Genomic DNA, 23,330 nt, shown 5'->3' on the forward strand with positions numbered 1-23,330 from the left:
GGATGGAGATGTCCATTGATGGACACAAAGCCTTGGTGAGCCATGGTCGAGCTCGATATCTATGGCGATCGGTGTGGGTGGTGAGTGGCTTGTCCGGCCTGGCGTTTGCGGCGCCGGGCGTGGCCGCGCCGTTGCCGCCCCCTCCCAGCAGTATGGAGGCTGTTGCCGATGCTCAGTTGTTTCTGGAACTGGTGGTCAACCAGATGGACACCGGCCGCGTGGTCGCCGTCAATCAGCGCGCCGGGCAATTGTTTCTGCCGGCCTCGGTGTTGCAGGAGATCGGCATGAAGCTGCCAGGCGAGGTGGGCGCCGAGGTTGCGCTGGAAAACCTGCCGGGCCTGCACACCGATTACGACAGCCAGGGCCAGCGCCTGATGCTCACGGTGCCGCCCGCCTGGTTGCAGGAGCAATTTATCGGCAGCCGCAATAACTACCCGCGCACCCAGGCGCTGACCAGTTTCGGCGCGTTGCTCAACTATGACGCCTACCTGAATGACACGGATGACGCCGGCACTTACCTCGGCATCTTCAACGAAGTCAGGCTGTTCGACAGCTGGGGTACGCTGTCCAACACCGGCCAGTACCGCACCACCATTGGCCGGGAGACAGCGGGCAGCAGCCTTGACAATGGCTATCGGCGCTATGACACCACCTGGCGCTTTTCCGACGATGAGCGCCTGCTGACCTACGAAGCGGGCGACGTGATCAGTGGCGCCTTGCCGTGGAGCACCTCGGTACGCCTGGGTGGAGTGCAGGTATCCCGCGACTTTGGCGTGCGTCCCGATCTGGTCACTTACCCCTTGCCACAGTTCGCCGGGGAAGCGGCGGTGCCGTCGTCGGTGGACCTGTTTATCAACGGTTACAAAACCAGCAGCGCCGACCTGCAGCCGGGGCCGTACACCCTTACCAACGTACCGTTTATCAACGGCGCGGGGGAGGCGGTGGTGGTCACCACCGATGCCCTCGGCCGGCAGGTGTCGACCACGGTGCCGTTCTATGTCACCAGTACGCTGTTGCAAAAGGGCTTGTCGGACTTCTCGGTGGCGGCGGGTAACCTGCGCCGCGATTACACCGTGCGCGATTTCGGCTACGGCCCCGGCGTGGCCAGTGGCACCTTTCGCTATGGTCTGTCGGATGCGTTTACCCTGGAAAGCCACGCCGAAGCCTCCGGCGACCTGGCCTTGGGCGGTGTCGGCGGCAACCTGCGCATGGGCAATTTCGGCGTGCTCAACACCGCCGTCAGCCAAAGCCAGTTCGACGGCCGCACCGGCCAGCAGTTGAGCCTGGGCTACCAATACAGCAATCAGCGTTACAGCCTGTCTTACCAACGCGTGGAGCGCCGCGATGAATACGCCGACCTGAGCCTGGTCGATACGCCGTATGCCAGCCTCAGCAAGCGCAGCCAGCAAGCCACCTTGAGCCTGAACCTCAACGATTTCGGCAGCCTCGGCGTGGGCTATTTTGATGTGCAGGCGGCGGACGACTCGCGCACGCGCCTGGTGAATATGACCTGGAGCAAATCGTTGTGGCGCAACAGCAGTTTTTACCTGTCGGCCAACCATGAGGTCGGCGATAGCAGTTGGGCCGTGCAGGCGCAGGTGGTTATTCCCTTCGACGTCTACGGCAGCCTCAGCGTGGGCAGTGAGCGCAGCAAAACCGGGCAAAGCCTGCAGCGCGTCAACTACAGCCGTGCGGTGCCCGCCGAGGGCGGCGTGGGCTTTAACCTGGGCTACGCCAGCGGTGATGGCCCGGCTTATCGTCAGGCCGATCTAACCTGGCGCCTGCAGTCGGTGCAATTGCAGGCGGGCGTGTACGGCACCAGCGACGCCGAAACCCGCTGGGCGGATGCCAGCGGCTCGCTGGTGTGGATGGACAACCAAGTGTTCGCCGCCAACCGCGTCAACGATGCGTTTGTGGTGGTGAGCACCGACGGCGTCAGCGGCGTGCCGGTGCGCTACGAGAACCAGGTGGTCGGCGAAACTGATCGCAACGGCCACCTGCTGGTGCCGTGGAGCAGTGCCTACTACCGTGCCAAATACGAGATCGACCCACTGAACCTGCCGGCCAACGTACAGGTGCCGAATGTCGAGCAACGCGTTGCCGTGCGCCGGGGCAGTGGTTATTTGCTGGAGTTCCCGGTGCGCCGGGTGCTTGCCGCGAGCATCACCTTGGTCGATACCCAGCATCAGGAGTTGCCCCTGGGCAGCCAGGTGCGCCATGAACAAAGCGGCGCGTTGGCGGTGGTCGGCTGGGACGGCCTGGTCTACCTGGAAAACCTCGCGGCCCATAACACCTTGCAGGTCACGGTCGGCGACGGCCAGACCTGCCAGGCCACGTTCGAGCTCGATACAACACAGGAGCAGGTGCCGCTGATCGGGCCACTGGTGTGCCAATGACATAAAGGAGTGTGCGTGTGCGGGTCAGGGAATGGCTGTTGCGGTTACTGCTGTTGGCGGGCCTGGGTGTGTCGGCGCAGGTGCAGGCCGTGTGCTCGGTGGTCGCCACCGTCCCGGCCAGCTTTGGCACGACGGTGAGTTCGATGATCGTGCGCACCACCTCCCAGCCCAGTTCGACCACCAACGGTGGCTTGAGCTGCACGCCCGCCGTACTGTCGGTATTGACCTCCAGCGACCATTTCTACGCAACCATTACCGGCTCTTCACAAGGCGGTTTGGTCGGGCCGACCGGTGACGTGATCAACTATACGGTCTACGCCAACAACACCACCGCGTTCCCGATGACACGCGGCACGGCGTTCGATTTCGGCGGCAGTGGCGGGATTGCCGCCTCCCTCGGCCTGGTGTTCGGGCCCGGCACGAAAGTCGTGCCGTTGTACTTCGCCACCACCATTGGCAGCAACGTGGCTGCAGGTGTGTACAGCGAAACCCTGAGCATTTTCTGGAACTGGAACTACTGCTCCGGCATTGGGTTGGGCGGGATATGCCTGGGCCGCGAGGTCAACAGTGGCACCACCACGCTGAACGTGAGCATGACCGTGGTCAATGACTGCCAGATCACCACACCGCCCATCGCGTTCGGCAGTGCGCCTGTGGTCGGGGCGTTTTCCACCGTCAGCGGGCAGGCCAGTGTGGCGTGCACCAAGGGCAGCGCCTACACCGTGGGCCTCAGCGATGGGCAGAACCCTGTGAGCGTGGGCGGGCGGCGGCGCATGGTGTCCGGGAGTAATTTTCTCGCCTACGACATCTTCCAGGGGGCCGGCACCACCCGCTGGGGCAGCGTGGGCGCGGCGCGGCGGGCCAGCTCCACGGCCGAGATCAACCCCGGCAACGGCCTGGGCACCGGCAGCCAGGTGTTCAACTACAACGCCAAGGTCTACACCGACCAAACCACGCCGCCCGCTGGCACCTATATCGACAACGTGGTGCTCGATGTCGGCTTCTAGAACTTCAACGTAGTCTGCTGACCCACCGGGCTGACCACGGCGTAGTTGTAGCCGCTGCCGGACCAGTACTCGGCCTGCAAGCCATCGGCGCTGCGGCTGCCGCGCGGCAGGAAGCCGTTTTCCGGGCCCGGTGGGCGGATGTAGAAACTGATGCGCCGACCTTGCCCGTCTTCGTACAGCACCATGGCGGCGGCGCCTTGCTCGGTGGTGAGCAAACGCCCGCTCACCGGTTTGAAGCCCGATTGGCTCAAGTCCGGCAGGCGATGGGCCTGGTTGAAGTAGCGGTCCAGCCAGGCCTGCATGCTGCCGCTGTTCTGGGCGTTGTAGTCGGCGGGCATGATGCCGTCCTGGGCAAACAGGCGGAACGCCTGCATCGCGTCGGCCATCGGCAGCATCGCCGGTTGCGTGGCTTCACGGGCGTGCCAGCCGCCAATGCCGCCCAGGCTGATTGCGATCAGCAGCACGGCGGCGCTGGCGAGGTGGCGGCGCGACTGATGCTTGATGCGCTGGCGAATCAGTGCCGGGTCCAACTCGGGGTTGGCGGGTTGCTGCAGCGCGCCGCTCAGTGACGCGCGCAGCGCCTGTGCATCCTGTTGCCAGGCGTGCACCTGGGCGGCGACTTCCGGGTGGGCCGCCAAGTAGGTTTCAAGCACGCGGCGGTCGCTGTCCAACAGTTGGTGATCGACGTAGGCATGCAAATCGCGTTCGCTGGGGGGCAGGCTGATCATTTGAGTATCCGCAGGGAAGGGCTGGCAATTTCGCCATCGCTGAGTTGACGCAAGGCTTGGCGCGCCCTGGACAGGCGCGACATGACGGTACCGACTGGCACCTCAAGGATAGCGGCAACCTCCTTGTAGCTTAAGCCTTCGACCGACACCCAGAGCAGCAAGGCGCGCTGTTCGGTATTGAGTTGATCGAAGGCCTGCAGGGCCGATTGGGCCATCACCGTGCGCTCCACCGACGGTTGCGCGTCGTCACGGCCGGTGAAGAAGTCGAGCATGCGCGCGTAGCGGCGACTGCGGCGATGGGCGTCGAGGAACTGCCGGTAGAGGATCGAGAACAGCCAGGCGCGCAGGTCGCCTTCGATGCGTTTGTCGGCCCAACTGATGATCGCTCGCTCAAGGGTCGACTGCACCAGGTCGTCGGCGCTGCTGGCGTTACGGGTCAGGGACACGGCAAAGCGCCGCAATCTGGGGATGACTTCACGTAACTGTTCGTCGAGTTCATGCATGGGAATCTGGCTGGTCGCTACGCTGGGACTAGAGAGACGTCCGGCGTTAAAGGTTATTCCCAAGTCTGAAAAATAAACACAGCACGTGGGAATAGAGCAGATCGGCGTTCGTCTTAATGCTCCGACCTTATGTTTCACCGCTTAGGCCTTCTGGCCCTGGAGTCACTTCATGGTAGATCACTCATCACCGCCCCGTCCGCCGCTCAGCACGGCGAGCCTGATCGCACGGCTCGCCGGTATCGGCGCCGTGGTTGCCGTTGTAGCCGGGGCGTTTGCCTACGTCAACGGCACGCTCGACCCACAACGCCTGCGCCCAAAAACGCTGGTCAATGCTCTGGAAACCAATAACGGCCTGCACCCGGGCTTCCGCCGCAACCATGCCAAAGGCGTGTGTGTGGCCGGTTATTTCGAGAGCAGCGCTGAGGCGCGCGCTTACTCCAGTGCCCAAGTGTTCAGCGCGGCGAAAACCCCGGTAATCGGCCGTTTTGCCTTGCCCAGCGGCAACCCTTACGCGCCGGACAGCAGTGTGCCGATCCGCAGTTTTGCCCTGCAGTTCAGCCAGGCCAACGGCCAGCAATGGCGTACGGGCATGAACAGCATGCCGGTGTTCCCGGTGGGCACACCTGAGGCGTTCTACCAGATGCTCAAGGCGGGGGCGCCAGACCCGGCCACCGGTAAGCCGAACCCGGCGAGCATGCCGGCGTTTTTTGCCGCGCACCCGGAGACGGCGCCGTTCCTGGCGTGGGTCAAGACGGCCAAGCCTTCGGCCAGTTACGCGACTGAAACCTACAACGGCATCAATGCGTTCTATTTGGTGAGCGCCGATGGCAAGCGTCAGGCGGTGCGCTGGGGCGTGGTGCCGCAGAGCCAGGATGCAGCGGGCGATACCGCGCCATCGGGCAGTGATTTTCTCGAAAAAGACTTGGTACAGCGCCTGGCTTCAGGGCCACTGCGTTGGCAGTTGAACATGACCCTGGCCAACCCCGGCGACCCTTTGGATGATGCGAGCAAGACCTGGGCCGGTGAACACAAGGTGCTGAACGCGGGCACTCTGGTGCTGCAAAGCAGCCAGCCGCAAGCGGACGGTGATTGCCGCGATATCAACTTTGACCCGCTGATTCTGCCCAGTGGTATTCAAGCCTCCAACGACCCGCTGTTGGCTGCACGCTCGGCCGCCTATGCCAGTTCGTATGTGCGCCGCGCCGGTGAAGTCAGCCCACTGCACAGTGCCCCTCAGGAGTCGAAGCCATGAATGTTCAACCACAGTTTTTTGCGCCACTGGCGCGTCTGCTGCATTGGCTGATGGCATTGATGGTCATCGCCATGTTGTTTATCGGCGCGGGTATGGCGGCGTCGGTGTCGGAGCGCCATGAGTGGTTGATTCACCTGCACAAGCCGCTGGGCATTGCGATTCTGGCGCTGGTGATTGTGCGGCTGGTGGTGCGTTTTTCCACCCGGCAACCGCCGCTGCCCGCCGATTTGCCACTGTGGCAAGCGCTCGCAGCCAAGGCGTCCCATGTGTTGTTGTACGGGTTGATGCTGGTGTTGCCGCTGCTGGGCTGGGCGATGATTTCGGCGGCCGGTGACCCGGTGATGCTCAGCAGTTCAGTGCAGTTGCCGGCGCTGGTGGGGGCCAATGCGCCGTTGTTTGCGCTGTTGCGCAAGGCCCATGGTTACCTGGCTTATCTGCTGTTTCTGACGGTGTTGTTGCACTTGGCGGCGGCACTGTTCCACGGGCTGATTCGCCGCGACGGTGTGCTGCAAAGCATGACCGGTACCAAGCACTGAGGGTTGTGGCGAGCGCGCAGGTTCGCTCGCCACAACAAGCAGTCAGCGCAAGTTGCCGACGATATCGGCTACGCTGCTCAGTACGTCCTTGCCCAGCTGTTTGGAGCGCTCACCCGACCAACCGGTTTTCGGGTTGGGCGCGTCGTCGTTGTCCTTGAAGGGCATTTCCAGGGTCAGCGACAGGCAGTCGTACTTCTCACCGACCGCATTGCAGGCCAGCGTCATGTTGGCCTCGCCCGGCAGGTCGCGGGTGTAACCGTGGGTGGTCTGGAAGTCACGGGTCAACGCGCTCAAGTGGCTGCGGAACTGTTTTTCCAGGGCTTCCAGACGCGGTGTGTAACCTGGGTTGCCTTCGCAACCGGCGGTGAACACGTAAGGGATTTCTTCGTCGCCGTGGATATCGAGGAACAGGTCCACGCCGTACGTTTCCATCTGCTGCTGGACGAACAGCACTTCCGGGCTGATTTCCTGGCTGGCGCTCTGCCAGGCACGGTTGAGGTCCTGGCCCATGGCGTTGGTGCGCAAGTGGCCGTGGAAGGCGCCGTCGGGGTTCATGTTGGGGATCAGGTACAGGTCGGCGACGGACAGCAGCTTTTTCAGCTCCGCGTCACCGTCCTGCTGCAGGCGCTCGATGATGCCTTCCATGAACCACTCGGCCATGTGTTCGCCGGGGTGTTGCTGGGCGATGATCCACACGCTGCGTCGGCCTTCGCCACCTTTACCGCGGCGCAACAATTGGATGTCGCGGCCTTCGGCGCTTTTACCGGTAGCCAGTAATTGGGTGCCGGCCCGGTTCAGGGCCTGCTCGATCAGCCAATCGTGACGCTCACGGCTGTAGGGTTCGAAGTAGGCGATCCAGGCGTGCTTCTCGCGGGTTTCCAGGCTGATGTGCAAGGTTTCGCCATCAAAGCGCGTGGGTACGCGGAACCAGTTGATATGGTCGTAGGACGCCACCGCGTTGTAGCCGCTCCAGGCGTTTTTGTAGGAGGACTGGCTCGCGTTACTCAGGCGAAACGTGTGGGTGTGGCCCACGTGCATGCCTTCGGCCTTGAAGTGGAACCATTGGAAATGCGCGCTGCGGGTATCGGGTTTGATCGCCAGCAGCAACTGATAGGCGTCGCTGGCATCCAGGACCTGGATATTGCCGCTGTCGAAGTCGGTGCTGATCTTGATGGAGGTCAAGGCCACGGTCATAGTCGGGTCGCCTGAGTACGAGAGGTGTGGCGGATATCTTACAAGGAGTCAGGCAAAATTCTGATGCGAAATTGTTGCAGAGGGGAGGGGGCGTCGTCCTTGACGCCGCAGCAGCTTAGAATCTATGAGATTGATTCTCAAGCGCTATTTCGTAAAGATCCGGGCTAGAGCGCCCGTTCGACTTTCTTTTGGCGATGGTCTTTTGCTACCATGCGCGCCATCGAGCAACACACAGTCTTCATTAGCCTGAAGCCATGCCAGGGAAACTGGCAAAAAAAAGACCCGGCCAAAGAGCCGGGTCAAAAACCGTGATTAGCCTGATGAGGAGATATTCCAAGAGTCCGACCTAAGGTCCCTTGGTCTATCGACTGATCTCGCGATCAGCTGAGCCCAATAATAATCATTATCATTTGCAAGTCAAATGTTTTTATCCGTGGGATAGAAATATTTTTGCGCTCTGCCGGTTATGCGTTTGCCTGACCCACTGGCGCCCGCAACGTCTGCTCCACCATCGCTTTCGCCATATCAATCAAATACACCACTGAAAACGCCAGGTCCCGCCCGTCGCCACGGCGACTGCTTGCCGACTCATAGGCTGCCGCTGCTGCGCTGCGCAATAGGTCTGAAGCGTGAATCAACGCGTCCTCATGGCTGATGCCGGGCTTGATGTCGAAAAACGGCTCGTCCGCGACCGGCGCGCACACATCTTCTTTCAAGTAATAGTCGAGTGCGCGCCGGGCGGCGCCGCTGTTGCGCATCCCCAACAGTTCGTCGGTTTCAGGCGTGCCGGGCAGGTGATTCGGGCGGGTCGTCATGAGGGCGGGTACTCTGAGTGAATGTCGAAAACCTTCCCTCGATAATAGTACGAATCGTATTTATGTCATTTGATGGATTACTACAAACTGTTTATTGTCGTGGCAAATACGCAACGTATTGTCTCGCCCGTGGATAACTGGATAGCGTTGGTCAAAGCCAACATGAAAGACCGCAAGGTCACGCAGGATGAACTGGCCGAACGCTTGGGCATGTCCCAGGGCGGTGTTGGCCATTGGCTCAACAAGCGCCGTGTGCCAAGCCTGGCGGACATGAACCGGGTGCTCGCCGAGCTGGGGTTGGGCTACTTGGAAGTCGCGCTGGAAATTCGCCAGAAAGCCGAAGAGGCGCCGGCTCTGGAACATCACTACAACCCGTATTTCCGCTACCCGGTCAATGACTGGAAAGGCATCTGCGAAATACGTGAAGAACGCCCGACCTACGGTGCCCCGCGATTCGAACTGACCGATTACCACGCCCGTGGCGAAGCCTTCTGGCTGCCGGTGACGGGCGACGCCATGACCGCCCCCAGCGGCCTGAGCATCGGCGACGGCATGATGATCCTGGTGGACCCGGCCATCGATGCCGAACCCGGCAAGTTGGTGGTCGCCCAATGGGCCGACAGCAATCAGGCAACCTTTCGCCAATTAAAGGAAGAAAGCGGCCAGCTTTACCTGGTGCCGCTCAATCCCACTTACCCCAAGCTGCTGTTCAGCGACGATTGCCGAATCCTCGGCGTGGTCGTGCAAGCCACGGCGAAGTTTTAGTCCGCCGTTTCAAGCTCGACCAGGGCACTGCCTTCGGCAACCATTTCACCTTCCTGGCAAAACAGTGCTTTGACCACCCCGGCCTGGGGCGCGCGGATGCTGTGCTCCATCTTCATCGCCTCGAGCACCACCAGTTGCGTACCGGCTTCGACTGCCTGGCCGACCTCCACCAGCACCCGCACGATGCTGCCGTTCATGGGCGCCGTGAGGCCGCCCTGATGGGATTGGTTAGCCTCGACGGCGGCAATCGGGTCAAACAGGCTGACGGCATGCATCTCGCCGTCCCAGCGCAGGTACACGCTGCCTTCGCTGCGCACCGCCAGATGAGCGCGACGCACGCCGTTGTGTTCGATCCACAGCTGCTCGTCTCGCCACTGCGCGTTGGCGCCCTCGAGCCTCACCCGCCGGTCCTGCCCATTGCAGCTCAAATGCAGTGATACTTCGGCAGGCAGCCCGGCACGAAACCCGCGCGTATCGGCCCACGGACCACTGCCTGCGGGCAAACTCTGCATAAACGCCGCGCCTGCCGCCTGCCAGAACGCATCGCTTAATTCACCCGGCGCAGGCAGCAGGTCCTCCTGATAACGCGGGATAAATCCGGTATCCAATTGCGCTGCCGCAAATGCCGGATGAGCGATGATGCGCCGCAAAAAGCCCAGGTTGGTCTTAAGCCCGCCCACGGCAAACTCATCGAGCATGCTCAACAACCGCAGGCGCGCCTGTTCGCGGTCTTCGCCCCAGGCAATCAACTTGCCGAGCATCGGGTCGTAGAACGGCGATACCGTGTCGCCTTGTGCTACGCCGCTGTCCACGCGGCGGCCCGGGCCTGGCGCCGATTCGCGGTACAGCGCCAGGTGCCCGGTGGCCGGCAGGAAATCATTGGCCGGGTCTTCGGCATACAAGCGCACTTCAATCGCATGCCCGATCAACGGCACCTGTTCCTGCGTGATCGGCAGCGGCTCACCCTGGGCGACTCGGATCTGCCAGGCCACCAGGTCGAGGCCGGTAATCGCCTCGGTCACCGGATGCTCCACTTGCAGCCGCGTATTCATTTCCATGAAGAAAAACTCGCCACGCGCGTCCAGCAAGAACTCCACGGTGCCCGCGCCTACATAACCGATGGCCTGCGCTGCGCGTACGGCGGCTTCACCCATGGCTTTGCGTTGTTCAACACTCAAGCCCGGTGCCGGCGCTTCTTCCACGACCTTTTGGTGGCGACGTTGAATCGAGCAGTCGCGCTCATTCAGGTACAGGCAATGGCCGTGCTGGTCGGCGAACACCTGGATCTCCACATGGCGCGGCTTGAGCAGGTATTTCTCCACCAGCATCTGCCCATTGCCGAAGGACGACAGTGCCTCACGCTGGGCCGACGCCAAGGCTTCCGCCAGTTGGCTGACGTCCTCGACCACCTTCATGCCTTTGCCGCCGCCGCCGGCCGTGGCCTTGAGCAGCACCGGGTAGCCGATGCGCTCGCAGGCATCACGGAAGGTTTCCAGGTCCTGGGCTTCGCCGTGATAACCCGGCACCAGCGGCACACCGGCGGTTTCCATCAACGCTTTGGCGGCCGATTTGCTGCCCATGGCGTCAATCGCCGAGGCGGGCGGGCCGAGGAAAATCAGGCCTGCCGCTTCAATCGCGCGCGCAAAACCGGCGTTTTCCGACAAAAAACCATAGCCCGGATGGATCGCCTGGGCGCCGCTGGCCTGGGCGGCGGCAATCAGCTTGTCGATCTGCAGGTAACTGTCCGTGGCCTTGCTGCCGCCCAAGTCGACACGGATATCCGCCTCGCGGCTGTGGCGTGCATCGCGGTCGATGGCGCTGTGGACGGCCACGGTGGTCAGGCCCATGGCCTTGGCCGTGCGCATCACGCGGCAGGCAATTTCGCCGCGGTTGGCCACCAGTACAGTGGTCAGTGTGTTCATGAACGAGGCTCCTGCGCTTGCCAGCTGGGCGGGCGTTTTTGCAGGAAGGCGCGCAAGCCTTCCTGGCCCTCGGCGCTGACGCGAATTCGTGCGATGGCGTTTTCGCAATAGCGGCGCAGGGCCGGGGTGAGGGCACCATTCCCGACTTCGCGCAGCAAGTCTTTGCTGGCGCGCATCGCGGCGGGGCTGTTGAGCAGCAGGTTGGCAACCCAGTGTTCCACCTGCTGGTCGAGCTCGCTGGCCGGGTAGCTTTCCGCCAACAAACCGATGTCCCGCGCACGTTGGCCGCCAAAGCGTTCGGCGGTCAGGGCATAACGCCGCGCCGCGCGCTCGCCGATGGCCTGCACCACGAACGGGCTGATCACCGCCGGGGCCAGGCCGATACGCACTTCCGACAAGCAGAACTGCGCGTCATCGGCGCCAATCGCCATGTCGCAGCAACTGATCAGGCCCAGCGCGCCCCCGTAGGCGGCGCCTTGCACCACCGCCAGCGTGGGGATTTTCAGCTTGGCCAGGTTGTACATCAACTCCGCCAGCTCGCGGGCGTCGTCGAGGTTGGTGTGGTAGTCCAGCTCGGCCGATTGCTGCATCCAGGCCAGGTCGGCACCGGCACTGAAGTGCTTGCCACGCCCGCGCAGCATCAGGAAGCGTAAAGATGGGTCGCCCTGCACGTGGTCGAGGGCGATGATCAGTTCGCGGATCATTTCGGCATTGAACGCGTTGTTCTTGGCTTCACGACTGAGCCACAGCGTGGCAAAGCCACGGCTGTCGGTAATCAGTTCGAGGGTGTTGAAATCGCTCATGGGGTACGGCTCCATTTACATGCGGAACACGCCGAAGCGGCTCGGCTCGATGGGGGCATTCAGCGACGCGGATAAGGCCAGGGCCAGCACCTCACGGGTTTGCTGCGGGTCGATGACGCCGTCATCCCACAAGCGCGCGCTGGAGTAATACGGGTGGCCCTGGGTTTCATACTGGTCGAGGATCGGCTGCTTGATCGCCGCTTCTTCCTCGGCGCTCAAGCCTGTGCCTGCGCGTTCGGCCTGCTCACGTTTGACCTGCACCAGCACGCCGGCCGCCTGTTCGGCGCCCATCACGCCGATGCGCGCATTCGGCCACATCCACAAAAACCGTGGGTCGTAGGCGCGACCGCACATGCCGTAGTTGCCGGCACCAAAGCTGCCGCCGATGATCACGGTGAACTTCGGCACCTTGGCGCAAGCCACCGCCGTGACCAGCTTGGCGCCGTGTTTGGCAATGCCGCCGGCTTCGTACTTCTGGCCGACCATAAAGCCGGTGATGTTCTGCAGAAACAACAGGGGAATCCCGCGCTGGCAGGCCAACTCGATAAAGTGCGCGCCTTTTTGCGCGGCTTCAGCGAAAAGAATGCCGTTGTTGGCCAGGATCGCAATCGGGTAGCCGTGCAGGTGGGCAAAACCACACACCAGCGTGGTGCCGAACAACGCCTTGAACTCATCGAATACCGAGCCGTCGACCAACCGCGCGATAACCTCGCGCACGTCGAACGGTTGCTTGGCGTCGGCGGGGATCACCCCGTAAAGCTCTGCGCTGCTGTACAGCGGCGCTACCGGCGTGCGTTGCAGCAGCTCGCCCTGTTTGCGCCAGTTGAGGTTGGCCACGCTGCGCCGAGCCAGGGCCAGGGCATGCTCGTCACTGTCGGCATAGTGGTCGGCCACGCCGGAGATCTTGCAGTGCACGTCGGCGCCGCCGAGGTCTTCGGCGCTGACCACTTCGCCGGTCGCGGCTTTCACCAGCGGCGGGCCGGCGAGGAAGATGGTCGCCTGCTGGCGCACCATGATCGCTTCGTCGGCCATGGCCGGCACATAGGCGCCCCCGGCGGTGCAGGAGCCCATCACCACGGCAATCTGCGGGATACCTTGGGCGCTCATGTTGGCTTGGTTGAAGAAGATCCGCCCGAAGTGCTCGCGGTCGGGAAACACTTCATCCTGACGCGGCAGGTTGGCGCCACCCGAATCGACCAGGTAGATGCACGGCAGGCGGTTCTGCTCGGCGATGGTCTGGGCGCGCAGGTGTTTTTTCACCGTGAGCGGGTAGTAGGAGCCGCCTTTGACGGTGGCGTCGTTGGCGACAATCATGCATTCGACGCCTTCGACTCGGCCGATTCCGGCAATCACCCCGGCCGCCGGCACGTCTTCGCCATACACCTGATACGCGGCCAGTTGGCTGAGCTCAAGGAACGGCGAACCGGGATCGAGCAAGCGATTGATACGCTCGCGAGGCAGCAGTTTGCCACGCGAGGTGTGCCGCTCCTGGGCCTTGGCGCCGCCGCCTTGCTGCACGTGGGCGAGCAGGCTGTGCAGGGCGTCGACTTGTAGGCGCATCGCTGCGCTGTTGTCGGCAAATTCCGTCGAGCGTGGGTTGAGCTGGGTGTGCAAGGTGGCCATTGGCGCGCTCCTTCAGCGGGTTTCGTTGAAGAGTTCGCGACCGATCAGCATCCGCCGAATCTCGCTGGTGCCGGCGCCGATTTCGTACAGCTTGGCATCACGCAACAGGCGGCCAGCCGGGAATTCGTTGATATAGCCGTTGCCGCCCAGAATCTGGATCGCATCGAGGGCCATTTGTGTGGCGCGTTCGGAGCTGAACAGGATCACCCCGGCCGCGTCCTTGCGCGTGGTCTCGCCGCGCTCGCATGCCTGGGCCACCGCGTAGAGGTAGGCGCGGCAGGCGTTGAGTTGGGTGTACATGTCGGCGACCTTGCCCTGGATCAGCTGGAACTCGCCGATGCTCTGGCCGAACTGCTTGCGGTCGTGGATGTACGGCACGATCAGGTCCATGCACGCCTGCATGATGCCGATCGGGCCGCCAGCCAGTACTACGCGTTCGTAATCAAGACCGCTCATCAGCACTTTGACGCCGCCATTGAGCGTGCCGAGGATGTTTTCTTCGGGCACTTCGACGTCATCGAAAAACAGCCCGCAGGTGTTGGAGCCGCGCATGCCCAGCTTGTCGAACTTGTTGCTGCGGCTGAAGCCTGTTGAGTCGCGCTCGACGATAAAGGCGGTGATGCCGTGCGCGCCTTTTTCCAGGTCGGTCTTGGCGTAGATCACGTAGGTGCTGGCGTCGGGGCCGTTGGTGATCCAGGTCTTGCTGCCGTTGAGCACGTAATGATCGCCGCGTTTGTCGGCGCGCAGCTTCATCGACACCACGTCGGAGCCGGCATTCGGCTCGCTCATGGCGAGGGCGCCGATGTGCTCGCCGCTGATCAGCTTGGGCAGGTACTTGATCTTCTGTTCGTGGCTGCCGTTGCGGTTGATCTGGTTGACGCACAGGTTGGAGTGCGCGCCGTAAGACAAGCCCACCGAGGCCGACCCACGGCTGATTTCTTCGAGGGCCACCACGTGGGCCAGGTAGCCCAGGCCGGCGCCGCCGTATTCTTCCGGCACCGTGATGCCGAGCAAGCCCATGTCACCGAACTTGCGCCACAGGTCGGCGGGGAACAGGTTGTCACTGTCGATTTGAGCCGCGCGGGGCGCGATTTCCTTGGCCACGAAGGACTGCACCTGGTCGCGCAGCATGTCGATGGTTTCGCCGAGGGCGAAGTTCAGGGACGGGTAACTCATGGACAGGCACCTTAATGTGAGCTTTGTTGTTGTGTGGATAGCGCGCCAGGGGAGGGCGCTCACCTTTACGTTAACGTAAACTTGCGTTACGGCGCTGTCAATCGTAGTTTACGTTTACGTCAACCTACAAAAAAGACAACAGGGGTCGTTATGGATCAACCGAATCAGAGCTACAGCCGTGGCGCTCAGGACAAGACCTTGCTGGCCATGACCATCGGCCAGGCCTTCGATCACACGGTGACGCAACATGCCGATGGCGAAGCCTTGGTGGTGCGCCATCAGCAGCGTCGCTACACCTGGCGGCAACTGGCCGAGACGGTTGACCTGCACGCCCGTGCCTTCCTCGCCCTGGGCATGCAAACCGGCGACCGCCTGGGCATCTGGGCGCCCAATTGCGCTGAGTGGTGCATCAGCCAAATCGCCAGCGCCAAGCTGGGTGTGATTCTGGTCAATATCAACCCGGCCTATCGCAGCAGTGAACTGGACTACGTGCTCAAGCAATCCGGTTGCCAATGGCTGGTGTGCGCCGGGTCGTTCAAGGGCTCCGATTACCACGCCATGCTGCAAGAACTGCAACCCGAGCTGTGCGCGATAATCAGCCTCGACCCCAGCCCGCCCCCAGGGTTTGTGCCCTGGCAGCAACTGGCAGCCCTCGGCGCAGGCGTCCCGCCCGAACAACTGTACACGCGCCAGGCCAGCCTGCACTTCGATCAAGCCGTCAACATTCAGTACACCTCCGGCACCACCGGCTTCCCCAAGGGCGCCACCCTCAGTCACCACAACATTCTCAATAACGGCTACATGGTCGGCGAAAGCCTGGGCCTTACCGCGCAGGACCGCCTGGTGATTCCGGTGCCGCTGTATCACTGCTTCGGCATGGTCATGGGCAACCTCGGCTGCATCACCCACGGCACCACCATGATTTACCCCAACGACGGCTTCGACCCGCTGCTGACCTTAAGCGCCGTCGCCGCAGAACGCGCCACCGGGTTGTACGGTGTGCCGACCATGTTTATCGCGCTGCTTGATCACCCACGCCGGGGCGAGTTCGACCTGGCGAGCTTACGCACCGGCATCATGGCCGGTGCCACGTGCCCCATCGAGGTCATGCGCCGGGTTATCAGCGAGCTGAACATGGGCGAAGTGCAGATTGCCTATGGCATGACCGAAACCAGCCCGGTGTCGCTGCAAACCGGCGCGAATGACGACCTTGAGCGTCGCGTCACCACCGTGGGCCGCACCCAGCCGCAGCTGGAAAACAAGATCATCGACACCGACGGCAATACGGTTGCACGCGGTGAGATCGGCGAACTGTGCACCCGTGGTTACAGCGTGATGCTCGGCTACTGGAATAACCCCGAAGGCACCCGCGACGCCATCGACGAGGCCGGCTGGATGCACACCGGCGACCTGGCGAGCATGGACGAGCACGGTTACGTGTGCATCGCCGGGCGCAACAAGGACATGATTATTCGCGGCGGCGAAAACGTGTACCCGCGCGAGCTGGAAGAGTTTTTCTTCACCCACCCGGCAGTGGCGGATGTGCAAATTATCGGCATCCCGGATGAGCGTTACGGTGAAGAAATCGTCGCTTGGGTCAAGTTCCACCCCGGCCATGTGGCCAACGCGCTGGAGCTGCAAACCTGGTGCAAGGGCCGCATTGCGCACTTCAAGACGCCCAAGCATTTCAAGTTCGTGGATGAATTCCCGATGACGGTGACGGGCAAGATCCAGAAGTTTCGCATGCGCGAGATGTCGATCGAGGAGCTGAAAACCAATTCCAACTAACAACCCAAAACCCACATAGGTAAATGGCAGAAAGCACAAAGGGGACCCGAAGGTCCCCTTTAATTTGTCGTTGCGTGCTCTTTTTTTATTATTGAGGGACGGTCTATTGTTGTTTTTGGCAACCGTTACCCTTTACCGCTGTTTTGGGTGACCCCCATCCGGGGTCAAGAGCAAACGTATTTTTTTGAGCGCTGATCTGCTTCTTCGTTATCGATCCAACCAGTGGTAGCTACCTGAGGTAGTTTTATTTTTCTCTAACCGGTTGCGGGTTTCGGCACGCCGTACCCTGCGAAGCACATCTTCTCCAAAAAAATCTGTTAGCTGCGTCTCTGCCGTGTTGTTTTTGTTATGTCAGAGTCGTTTCGTCTTATTTTTATTAGGTTTGGCGCTTTTTATTCTTGTTATGCAATAGAGATAGCAGAAGGCGTGCCAACTTTTAAAAGTCCTTTAAAATCAATGGTTTGATTTTTTAGTGGGCAGTGGCATAGGGCAAATCGGGCAAAATATGTTCCCGTGTTACTCGTTAAGTAGGCGTGCGGTAACACATTGTCACAGCAATGCTACTCAACCGGCGTTACGCGCCTTGGCCACCCGCGAGCCGCTGGGTCGGCCGAGCACCTGGCTGATTTGCTCGCCCGCGCGAATCAACGCGTCCAGGTCGATACCGGTGTCGATCCCCAGGCCGTTGAGCAGGTACACCACATCTTCGGTGGCAACGTTACCGCTGGCGCCCTTGGCATAAGGGCAGCCGCCGAGGCCCGCGATAGAGCTGTCGAACACATTGATGCCTTCGAGCAGGCTGGCGTAGATATTCGCGATTGCCTGGCCGTAAGTGTCATGGAAGTGACCGGCCAGCTTGTCCCGCGGCACCTGCGCGCCGACCACCTCGAACAGCCGCCGTGTGGCGCCCGCCGTGCCAGTGCCGATGGTGTCGCCCAAGGACACCTCATAGCAGCCCATCGCATACAGTTCGCGCGCGACCGCCGCGACCTGTTGCGGCGCAATCTCGCCTTCGTAAGGGCAACCCAACACACACGACACATAGCCGCGCACGCTGACGCCGTGTTGTTTGGCCGCCGCCATGATCGGCGCAAAGCGCTCCAGGCTTTCGCTGATGGAACAGTTGATATTGCGCTGGGAAAACGCCTCGGAGGCGGCCGCAAATACCGCGACTTCCTTCACGCCGGCGGCCAGGGCATCTTCAAAACCACGCACGTTCGGCGCCAGTGCACCGTAGGTGACGCCGGGCTTGCGCTGTATCTGCGCAAACACATCGGCGGAGCCGGCCATCTGCGGCACCCACTTGGGCGACACAAAACTGCCGACTTCGATATAGCTCAAACCCGCGTGGGTCAGGGCATCCACCAACTGGACCTTATCGGCCACGCTGATCGGCCGGGCTTCGTTCTGCAAACCGTCGCGCGGGCCGACTTCGACCAGGCGCACGTGTGAGGGGAGGGACATGATGGCTACCTTGTGGTTATTGGCCAACCTGGCTGATGGTCTGCGCCAGGGCCTGGGTGCAGCGCTCTTCGGCGGTGTCCAGCTCCAGCTTCATCTGTTCGATATCCAGCAGTTGTTGCTCAAGCTGCTCGCGGCGCTCGGCGATCTTGGCAAGCATGCTGTTGAGTTGGATGTGGTTGCCGCTGCTGGGGTCGTAGAGTTCGATCAATTCGCGGCACTCGGCCAGGGAGAAGCCGATACGTTTGCCCCGCAGGATCAGCTTGAGGCTGACCTTGTCCCGCGCCGAATAGATGCGCTCCTGGCCCCGGCGTTCCGGAGCCAGCAGGCCTTGTTCTTCGTAGAAGCGAATGGCGCGGGTGGTGATGTCGAGCTCGCGGGCGAGGTCGGAAATGCTGTAGGTCGTGCTCATGGGGGCGCTCAAGAAGGTCTTGGCGCTAAGCTAATGGCAGGTTGACGTAAACGTCAAGGGCCGCTGCGCAGCCCATCGGGGGCAAGCCCCCTCCCACACACAGCTTCAGGTCAGGCTTGCTTGCCATCCAGCTTCTTTTCGTGCGCGGTGACTTGCTGGCACAGCTCAATCATCTGCTCACGCATCCAGCGGTTGGCCGGGTCCTGGTCGGTGCTTTCGTGCCAGTACAAGTGGGTTTCCACCGGTGGCACATCGTTGACCGGCAGGTTGAACCAGTGCAGCTCATGGCGGCGGGCAAAGCGCTCGGGCACGGTCATCACCATGTCGGTCTGCTGCAACACTTGCGAGGCCATCAAGTAATGCTGGGAGCGCAGGGCGATCTTGCGCTGGATGCCCATTTTGCCCAAGGCCAGGTCAACGTGGCCCAAACCGTTGCGACGGCTTGAGATATGGATATGCGTCAGCGACAGGTAGTCATCCAGCGTGAACTTGTCCTTGCCCGCCATCGGGTGGCCCTTGCGCATGGCACACACGTAGCGGTCTTCCATCAGCTTGACGTGACGTACCTGCGGGTCGGTGTTGAGCGGCGCGTCAACGGCAAAGTCCAGGCGCCCGGCAGCCAGTTCCTTGGTGGTTTCGCGGCGTTTGGACAGGAAACTCTCAATCACCACTGTCGGCGCCAGGCGGCGCAGGCGCTGGAACAGCAGCGGCAAAATCACCGCCTCGGTGAGGTCGGTCATGCTGATGCGATAGGTCTTGGCCGCCTGTTGCGGGTTGAAAATCCGGCTTTCCTGCACCGACACCCGCAGCAACGACAACGCGTTGCGCACCGGGCCGATGATGTTCTGCGCCATCGGCGTGGGCACCATGCCCTGGGCGGTGCGCACGAACAGCGGGTCGTTGAAGGTTTCGCGCAAGCGCGCCAACGCGTTGGACACTGCCGGCTGGGTGATGCCGACGATCTGCCCGGCGCGGGTCAGGTTGGCTTCGGTGTAGATCGCGTCGAAGACAATAAAGAGGTTGAGGTCGACCTTGCTCAAATTCATTTCGTTGCGCTCTTATTGTTAGGTGTTCATACGCCGATCATATATCGGTGATGAATGTTAATACACGCCGAGAATAGGCTAGGTAAATTATCAACGCTGTTCTAGCATCGATTGCATGACCTAAACAACCTCTCAGAGAAGGGAGCTGCTCATGGATTTCGCCTATTCGCCCAAGGTTCAGGAACTGCGTGAACGCGTCACCGCGTTCATGGACGCTTACGTTTACCCGGCCGAGCCGGTGTTCGAACGCCAGGTCAATGAAGGCGACCGCTGGCAGCCCACCGCCATCATGGAAGAGTTGAAAGCCAAGGCTAAGGCCGAAGGCCTGTGGAACCTGTTCCTGCCCGAATCCGAACTGGGCGCCGGCCTGACCAACCTCGAATACGCGCCGCTGGCCGAAATCATGGGCCGCTCGCTGCTGGGCCCGGAGCCGTTCAACTGCTCCGCCCCGGACACCGGCAATATGGAAGTGCTGGTGCGCTACGCCAATGAAGAGCAGAAACAACGCTGGCTCGAACCGCTGCTGCGCGGCGAGATTCGTTCGGCGTTCGCCATGACCGAACCGGACGTGGCCTCCTCAGACGCCACCAACATGGCCGCCCGCGCCGAGCGCCAGGGCGATGAATGGGTGATCAACGGCAAGAAATGGTGGACCTCCGGCGCCTGCGACCCGCGCTGCAAAATCCTGATCTTCATGGGCCTGAGCAACCCGGATGCGCCGCGTCACCAGCAGCACTCGATGATTCTGGTGCCGTTGGATGCTCCCGGCGTGAAAATCGTGCGCCCGCTGCCGGTATTCGGCTACGACGACGCGCCCCACGGCCACGCCGAAGTGCTGTTCGACAATGTGCGCGTGCCCTACGAAAACGTGCTGCTGGGTGAAGGCCGTGGCTTTGAAATTGCCCAGGGCCGCCTTGGCCCAGGCCGTATCCACCACTGCATGCGCTCCATCGGCATGGCCGAGCGCGCGCTGGAACTGATGTGCAAGCGCTCCGTCAGCCGTACTGCGTTCGGCAAGCCGTTGGCACGCTTGGGCGGCAATATCGACAAAATCGCCGACTCGCGGATGGAGATCGACATGGCCCGCCTGCTGACCTTGAAGGCGGCGTACATGATGGACACCGTCGGTAACAAGGTCGCAAAAAGCGAAATCGCCCAGATCAAGGTGGTGGCGCCGAACGTGGCATTGAAGGTAATCGACCGCGCGATCCAGATTCACGGTGGTGCCGGGGTGTCCAACGACTTCCCGCTGGCCTACATGTACGCCATGCAACGCACCTTGCGCCTGGCGGATGGCCCGGACGAAGTGCACCGCGCGGCGATCGGCAAGTTCGAGATTGGCAAGTATGTGCCTAAAGAACTGATGCGCAGCGGTCAGTAAGACCGAGTCGCCTGCATCGCGGGCAAGCCCGGCTCCCACAGGAGCATGCATTCCAACATGTGGGAGCGGGCTTGCCCGCGATGAGGCCAGTGTCAGCCACACAAAATCTGCAGGTCAGTACACCCAAACCTCCACCCGCCGATTCTTGATCCGCCCCTCATCCGCCGTATTCGCCGCCACCGGCATCTGCGCGCCAAACCCGCGAATATCGCGCAGCACCACGCCGCTTTTAACCAACTCGCGCCGCACCGCCATCGCCCGCAACTTCGACAGCAACGCCGCCCGCTGCGGATCATCTTTGGCGTCACCAAACCCCACCAGCGTTACCTGCTTGTCGAGCTTGGCGTGGCTGCGGATATACGCCACCACTCGCTGCAAATCCTGGCGGGCCTTGTTGTCCAGGCTGGCGCTGCCTTCCTCGAAGCGAAAATTCACCGTCAAACGCTGCGCGTCACGCGCAATGGCTTGATAGTCCTCGGGCATTGAGGCGCGTGGCTCCACGCCGATCGCTTGCACTTGCTGCGCAATAAAACCATTGGCCGCCACAATCGCCTGGCCCTTGCTGCTCTGGGTAAAGTCCACCAACGCTTTGGCCCAGGGGTTGCGCCCCGAAGGTGGCAGGTAGAAATACAAACGGCGTGACAGCGGGTAATCCTCGGTGGCGATCAGGCTGGTGACCGGCAACATAGGCTGCGAATCGCCGTCGACAATCGCCACCGCCTTGGCCTGGCGCACCGACGGCAGGCCGATAAACCCAATGCCCTGCGGGTCATGGCTGACCGCATCAGACAAGGCTTCGCTGGACTCGAAACGCTGGGCAGAACTTGCAAGGGGCTTGCCGCGCGGGCGCAGCACCAGTTCCTTGAAGGTGTCATAGGTGCCGGATTGGTCATCGCGCGCATATAAATGAATGGCGCCACCACGGCCGCCGAGTGCTTCCCAGGTGCTGACCTCGCCGTTGAAGATCTGTGCCAACTGCTCGGTATTCAGCGTGTTCAGTGGGTTGCTCGGGTTAAGGATGATGGCCAGGCCGTCGATGGCGATCACCTGTTCGGCTTCGGGGCTTTTCAGGTCGCCGAGGGGTTCAAGGTCAACCAGTTCGCTGTCCTTGATCGGGCGGGACGACGCGGCCAGGTCGGCGCTGCCTTTTTTCAGCGCCGTAAACCCGGTGCTGGAACCGTGGGCGGCCACCTCGATGATCACCGGTTTGCCCTGGCGCGTCTTGCCGACCACACGCTGTTCATTGGCGCCGTCGCCCGGCTCGCTGTGCACCGCCTGCAAGCCCTGGTGTTCCATCAGGCCCTTGACCAGCGCCGGGCCAAGCGCCGCGCCAATGGTGTTGGAACCCTGGATGCGCAATGCAGGGCCATGGTCGGGGATGGGCAGGGGTGCAGCCACAGCGCAGAGGGGCAGGGTCAACAGGAACAGAACGCGCAGCATCATGCCGGCACCTTCTTAAGCCAAAGGGGGTGCCGGGAGAATAAGTCAGTTGGATTTCAACAATATGACGGGTACACAACAAAACCAAAGGTGGGAGCTGGCTCCCACATTGAGTCGCGTCAGCTCAACTCAAGCCAGATCGGCGCATGGTCCGACGGCTTTTCCAAACCACGCAAATCGTAATCCACGCCCGCATCCTTCACGCGGGGCAGCAAGCCATTGGACGCCATGATCACGTCAATGCGCAGCCCACGCTTGGGCTCATCCTCAAAGCCACGGCTGCGGTAGTCGAACCAGCTGAAACGGTCGGCCACGTCCGGGTTCAAGTGGCGGAAGCTGTCCACCAGGCCCCAGTTTTTCAGGCGTGCCATCCACTCGCGCTCTTCCGGCAGGAAGCTGCACTTGCCGGTTTTCAGCCAGCGCTTGGCGTTGTCGGCGCCGATGCCGATATCGCAGTCTTCCGGGGAAATGTTCACGTCGCCCATCACCACCAGTGCCTGTTCATTGCTGAACTGGCTTTCCAGCAGGTGCTGCAAATCTTCATAGAAGCGCTGCTTGGCCGGGAATTTGGTCGGGTGGTCGCGGCTTTCGCCTTGAGGGAAATAGCCGTTCATGATGGTGACGGGGTTGCCGTTTTCATCGGCGAAGGTGCCCCAGATAAAGCGACGCTGGGCGTCTTCTTCATCACTGGCAAAGCCTTTGTGTACGCTCAGCGCCTCTTTGCGCGAGAGCAGCGCGACGCCGTAGTGACCTTTTTGGCCGTGGTAATAAACGTGATAGCCCAAAGCCTGGACTTCGGCCAACGGGAACTGATCATCATGGACCTTGGTTTCCTGCAGGCCGATCACGTCGGGTTGATGCTTTTCAATCAGCGCCGCCAGCTGATGAGGGCGAGCGCGCAGCCCGTTGATATTGAAGGAGACGATTTTCATGGTCGGCAGTCCAGTCTGGCAAAAGGGCGATGCTAGCTGACAAGTCGGATGGGGGCCAGCGTGGCGGCAGGGCGGTTGCACTGCTAATGTCTGGGAACGACTCGCGCCGTACAGGTTCGTACCCGTAAGAACGCCATCTTTTGAGTGGCG

20 protein-coding genes are annotated in these 23,330 nt (G+C 61.7%); 7 read left to right on the top strand and 13 right to left on the bottom strand.

Going from position 1 to position 23,330, the window contains the following annotated elements; all coding sequences use genetic code 11:
- The first annotated feature begins 2 nt into the window (after window positions 1–2).
- Entirely contained in the window at window positions 3–2,396 is a 2,394-nt protein-coding gene (locus L8I05_RS04300; protein WP_242167313.1) for a fimbria/pilus outer membrane usher protein, read from the top strand.
- 35 nt (window positions 2,397–2,431) lie between these two features.
- The gene (locus L8I05_RS04305; RefSeq protein ID WP_242167478.1) at window positions 2,432–3,403 is read left to right on the top strand and encodes a spore coat U domain-containing protein; all 972 of its coding nucleotides are present in this window, start codon (window positions 2,432–2,434) and stop codon (window positions 3,401–3,403) included.
- On the opposite strand, the gene L8I05_RS04310 is transcribed toward L8I05_RS04305, so the two are convergent.
- Together L8I05_RS04310 and L8I05_RS04315 are read right to left on the bottom strand one after the other, a co-directional pair.
- Complete coding sequence (locus tag L8I05_RS04310) at window positions 3,400–4,131, bottom strand: anti-sigma factor (RefSeq protein ID WP_242167314.1); 732 nt, start codon at window positions 4,129–4,131, stop codon at window positions 3,400–3,402. The two genes, L8I05_RS04305 and L8I05_RS04310, sit on opposite strands and share 4 nt — an antisense overlap.
- A complete protein-coding gene (locus tag L8I05_RS04315; RefSeq protein WP_159957738.1) occupies window positions 4,128–4,634 on the bottom strand; it encodes a sigma-70 family RNA polymerase sigma factor in 507 nt (168 codons plus the stop codon). The genes L8I05_RS04310 and L8I05_RS04315 overlap by 4 nt, the downstream gene beginning before the upstream one ends.
- Before the next feature lie 169 nt (window positions 4,635–4,803).
- Here L8I05_RS04315 and L8I05_RS04320 point away from each other — a divergent pair, with 169 nt between their 5' ends.
- Both L8I05_RS04320 and L8I05_RS04325 read left to right on the top strand, forming a co-directional pair.
- A complete protein-coding gene (locus L8I05_RS04320; protein WP_177018426.1) occupies window positions 4,804–5,886 on the top strand; it encodes a catalase family peroxidase in 1,083 nt (360 codons plus the stop codon).
- Complete coding sequence (locus L8I05_RS04325; RefSeq protein WP_177018425.1) at window positions 5,883–6,422, top strand: cytochrome b; 540 nt, start codon at window positions 5,883–5,885, stop codon at window positions 6,420–6,422. The genes L8I05_RS04320 and L8I05_RS04325 overlap by 4 nt, the downstream gene beginning before the upstream one ends.
- Before the next feature lie 42 nt (window positions 6,423–6,464).
- On the opposite strand, the gene L8I05_RS04330 is transcribed toward L8I05_RS04325, so the two are convergent.
- A complete protein-coding gene (locus L8I05_RS04330; RefSeq protein WP_242167315.1) occupies window positions 6,465–7,616 on the bottom strand; it encodes a M14-type cytosolic carboxypeptidase in 1,152 nt (383 codons plus the stop codon).
- Window positions 7,617–8,080: 464 nt separating this feature from the next.
- Window positions 8,081–8,431, bottom strand: a complete 351-nt coding sequence (locus tag L8I05_RS04335) for a DUF3077 domain-containing protein (protein WP_242167316.1) — start codon at window positions 8,429–8,431, stop codon at window positions 8,081–8,083.
- A gap of 129 nt (window positions 8,432–8,560) precedes the next feature.
- On the opposite strand from L8I05_RS04335, the gene L8I05_RS04340 reads away from it, so the two are divergent.
- Window positions 8,561–9,196, top strand: a complete 636-nt coding sequence (locus L8I05_RS04340) for an XRE family transcriptional regulator (protein WP_242167479.1) — start codon at window positions 8,561–8,563, stop codon at window positions 9,194–9,196.
- Here L8I05_RS04340 and L8I05_RS04345 read toward each other — a convergent pair.
- The 4 genes from L8I05_RS04345 to L8I05_RS04360 are packed head-to-tail and all read right to left on the bottom strand — an operon-like array spanning window position 9,193 to window position 14,720.
- A complete protein-coding gene (locus L8I05_RS04345; RefSeq protein WP_242167317.1) occupies window positions 9,193–11,118 on the bottom strand; it encodes an acetyl/propionyl/methylcrotonyl-CoA carboxylase subunit alpha in 1,926 nt (641 codons plus the stop codon). The genes L8I05_RS04340 and L8I05_RS04345 overlap by 4 nt on opposite strands.
- Complete coding sequence (locus L8I05_RS04350; protein WP_242167318.1) at window positions 11,115–11,921, bottom strand: gamma-carboxygeranoyl-CoA hydratase; 807 nt, start codon at window positions 11,919–11,921, stop codon at window positions 11,115–11,117. The genes L8I05_RS04345 and L8I05_RS04350 overlap by 4 nt, the downstream gene beginning before the upstream one ends.
- A 15-nt stretch (window positions 11,922–11,936) precedes the next feature.
- On the bottom strand, window positions 11,937–13,544 hold the full coding sequence (locus L8I05_RS04355) for a carboxyl transferase domain-containing protein (protein WP_242167319.1): 1,608 nt from the start codon (window positions 13,542–13,544) through the stop codon (window positions 11,937–11,939).
- 12 nt (window positions 13,545–13,556) lie between these two features.
- Window positions 13,557–14,720: an isovaleryl-CoA dehydrogenase gene (locus tag L8I05_RS04360; protein WP_242167320.1), complete on the bottom strand. Its 1,164-nt coding sequence runs from the start codon at window positions 14,718–14,720 to the stop codon at window positions 13,557–13,559.
- A gap of 150 nt (window positions 14,721–14,870) precedes the next feature.
- Here L8I05_RS04360 and L8I05_RS04365 point away from each other — a divergent pair, with 150 nt between their 5' ends.
- Window positions 14,871–16,508, top strand: coding sequence for an AMP-binding protein (locus tag L8I05_RS04365; protein WP_242167321.1), 1,638 nt, complete (start codon window positions 14,871–14,873; stop codon window positions 16,506–16,508).
- A gap of 564 nt (window positions 16,509–17,072) precedes the next feature.
- Here the strand turns inward: L8I05_RS04365 and L8I05_RS04370 are convergent.
- The 3 genes from L8I05_RS04370 to L8I05_RS04380 all read right to left on the bottom strand — a co-directional run bounded on the left by L8I05_RS04370 (window position 17,073) and on the right by L8I05_RS04380 (window position 19,427).
- A complete protein-coding gene (locus tag L8I05_RS04370) occupies window positions 17,073–17,972 on the bottom strand; it encodes a hydroxymethylglutaryl-CoA lyase (RefSeq protein WP_242167322.1) in 900 nt (299 codons plus the stop codon).
- Between the two features lie 16 nt (window positions 17,973–17,988).
- The gene (locus L8I05_RS04375) at window positions 17,989–18,381 is read right to left on the bottom strand and encodes a MerR family DNA-binding transcriptional regulator (protein WP_159957710.1); all 393 of its coding nucleotides are present in this window, start codon (window positions 18,379–18,381) and stop codon (window positions 17,989–17,991) included.
- Between the two features lie 110 nt (window positions 18,382–18,491).
- Entirely contained in the window at window positions 18,492–19,427 is a 936-nt protein-coding gene (locus L8I05_RS04380) for a LysR family transcriptional regulator (RefSeq protein WP_017136514.1), read from the bottom strand.
- 151 nt (window positions 19,428–19,578) lie between these two features.
- Between L8I05_RS04380 and L8I05_RS04385 the strand changes: the two genes are divergently transcribed.
- Window positions 19,579–20,808 carry an acyl-CoA dehydrogenase gene (locus L8I05_RS04385; RefSeq protein ID WP_242167323.1) on the top strand — a complete coding sequence of 410 codons (1,230 nt, stop codon included), beginning with the start codon at window positions 19,579–19,581 and terminating at the stop codon, window positions 20,806–20,808.
- Between the two features lie 114 nt (window positions 20,809–20,922).
- On the opposite strand, the gene L8I05_RS04390 is transcribed toward L8I05_RS04385, so the two are convergent.
- The gene (locus L8I05_RS04390) at window positions 20,923–22,251 is read right to left on the bottom strand and encodes a phosphate ABC transporter substrate-binding/OmpA family protein (RefSeq protein ID WP_242167324.1); all 1,329 of its coding nucleotides are present in this window, start codon (window positions 22,249–22,251) and stop codon (window positions 20,923–20,925) included.
- 116 nt (window positions 22,252–22,367) lie between these two features.
- Window positions 22,368–23,180 carry an exodeoxyribonuclease III gene (xthA, locus tag L8I05_RS04395; RefSeq protein WP_177018414.1) on the bottom strand — a complete coding sequence of 271 codons (813 nt, stop codon included), beginning with the start codon at window positions 23,178–23,180 and terminating at the stop codon, window positions 22,368–22,370.
- Between the last annotated feature and the right edge of the window lie 150 nt (window positions 23,181–23,330).

It is taken from the genome of Pseudomonas sp. MONT-RG-20F-20-E-7-02, assembly GCF_022662395.1.
GTDB lineage: Bacteria > Pseudomonadota > Gammaproteobacteria > Pseudomonadales > Pseudomonadaceae > Aquipseudomonas.

What these genes read in the sequence shown, in the direction of transcription:
- L8I05_RS04360 (WP_242167320.1), bottom strand. Translation starts at nt 14,720, where the DNA reads ATGAGTTACCCGTCCCTGAACTTCGCCCTCGGCGAAACCATCGACATG.
- L8I05_RS04390 (WP_242167324.1), bottom strand. Translation starts at nt 22,251, where the DNA reads ATGATGCTGCGCGTTCTGTTCCTGTTGACCCTGCCCCTCTGCGCTGTG.
- L8I05_RS04300 (WP_242167313.1), top strand. Translation starts at nt 3, where the DNA reads ATGGAGATGTCCATTGATGGACACAAAGCCTTGGTGAGCCATGGTCGA.
- L8I05_RS04315 (WP_159957738.1), bottom strand. Translation starts at nt 4,634, where the DNA reads ATGCATGAACTCGACGAACAGTTACGTGAAGTCATCCCCAGATTGCGG.
- xthA (WP_177018414.1), bottom strand. Translation starts at nt 23,180, where the DNA reads ATGAAAATCGTCTCCTTCAATATCAACGGGCTGCGCGCTCGCCCTCAT.
- L8I05_RS04345 (WP_242167317.1), bottom strand. Translation starts at nt 11,118, where the DNA reads ATGAACACACTGACCACTGTACTGGTGGCCAACCGCGGCGAAATTGCC.
- L8I05_RS04330 (WP_242167315.1), bottom strand. Translation starts at nt 7,616, where the DNA reads ATGACCGTGGCCTTGACCTCCATCAAGATCAGCACCGACTTCGACAGC.
- L8I05_RS04380 (WP_017136514.1), bottom strand. Translation starts at nt 19,427, where the DNA reads ATGAATTTGAGCAAGGTCGACCTCAACCTCTTTATTGTCTTCGACGCG.
- L8I05_RS04370 (WP_242167322.1), bottom strand. Translation starts at nt 17,972, where the DNA reads ATGTCCCTCCCCTCACACGTGCGCCTGGTCGAAGTCGGCCCGCGCGAC.
- L8I05_RS04310 (WP_242167314.1), bottom strand. Translation starts at nt 4,131, where the DNA reads ATGATCAGCCTGCCCCCCAGCGAACGCGATTTGCATGCCTACGTCGAT.
- L8I05_RS04335 (WP_242167316.1), bottom strand. Translation starts at nt 8,431, where the DNA reads ATGACGACCCGCCCGAATCACCTGCCCGGCACGCCTGAAACCGACGAA.
- L8I05_RS04375 (WP_159957710.1), bottom strand. Translation starts at nt 18,381, where the DNA reads ATGAGCACGACCTACAGCATTTCCGACCTCGCCCGCGAGCTCGACATC.
- L8I05_RS04320 (WP_177018426.1), top strand. Translation starts at nt 4,804, where the DNA reads ATGGTAGATCACTCATCACCGCCCCGTCCGCCGCTCAGCACGGCGAGC.
- L8I05_RS04325 (WP_177018425.1), top strand. Translation starts at nt 5,883, where the DNA reads ATGAATGTTCAACCACAGTTTTTTGCGCCACTGGCGCGTCTGCTGCAT.
- L8I05_RS04355 (WP_242167319.1), bottom strand. Translation starts at nt 13,544, where the DNA reads ATGGCCACCTTGCACACCCAGCTCAACCCACGCTCGACGGAATTTGCC.
- L8I05_RS04385 (WP_242167323.1), top strand. Translation starts at nt 19,579, where the DNA reads ATGGATTTCGCCTATTCGCCCAAGGTTCAGGAACTGCGTGAACGCGTC.
- L8I05_RS04350 (WP_242167318.1), bottom strand. Translation starts at nt 11,921, where the DNA reads ATGAGCGATTTCAACACCCTCGAACTGATTACCGACAGCCGTGGCTTT.
- L8I05_RS04365 (WP_242167321.1), top strand. Translation starts at nt 14,871, where the DNA reads ATGGATCAACCGAATCAGAGCTACAGCCGTGGCGCTCAGGACAAGACC.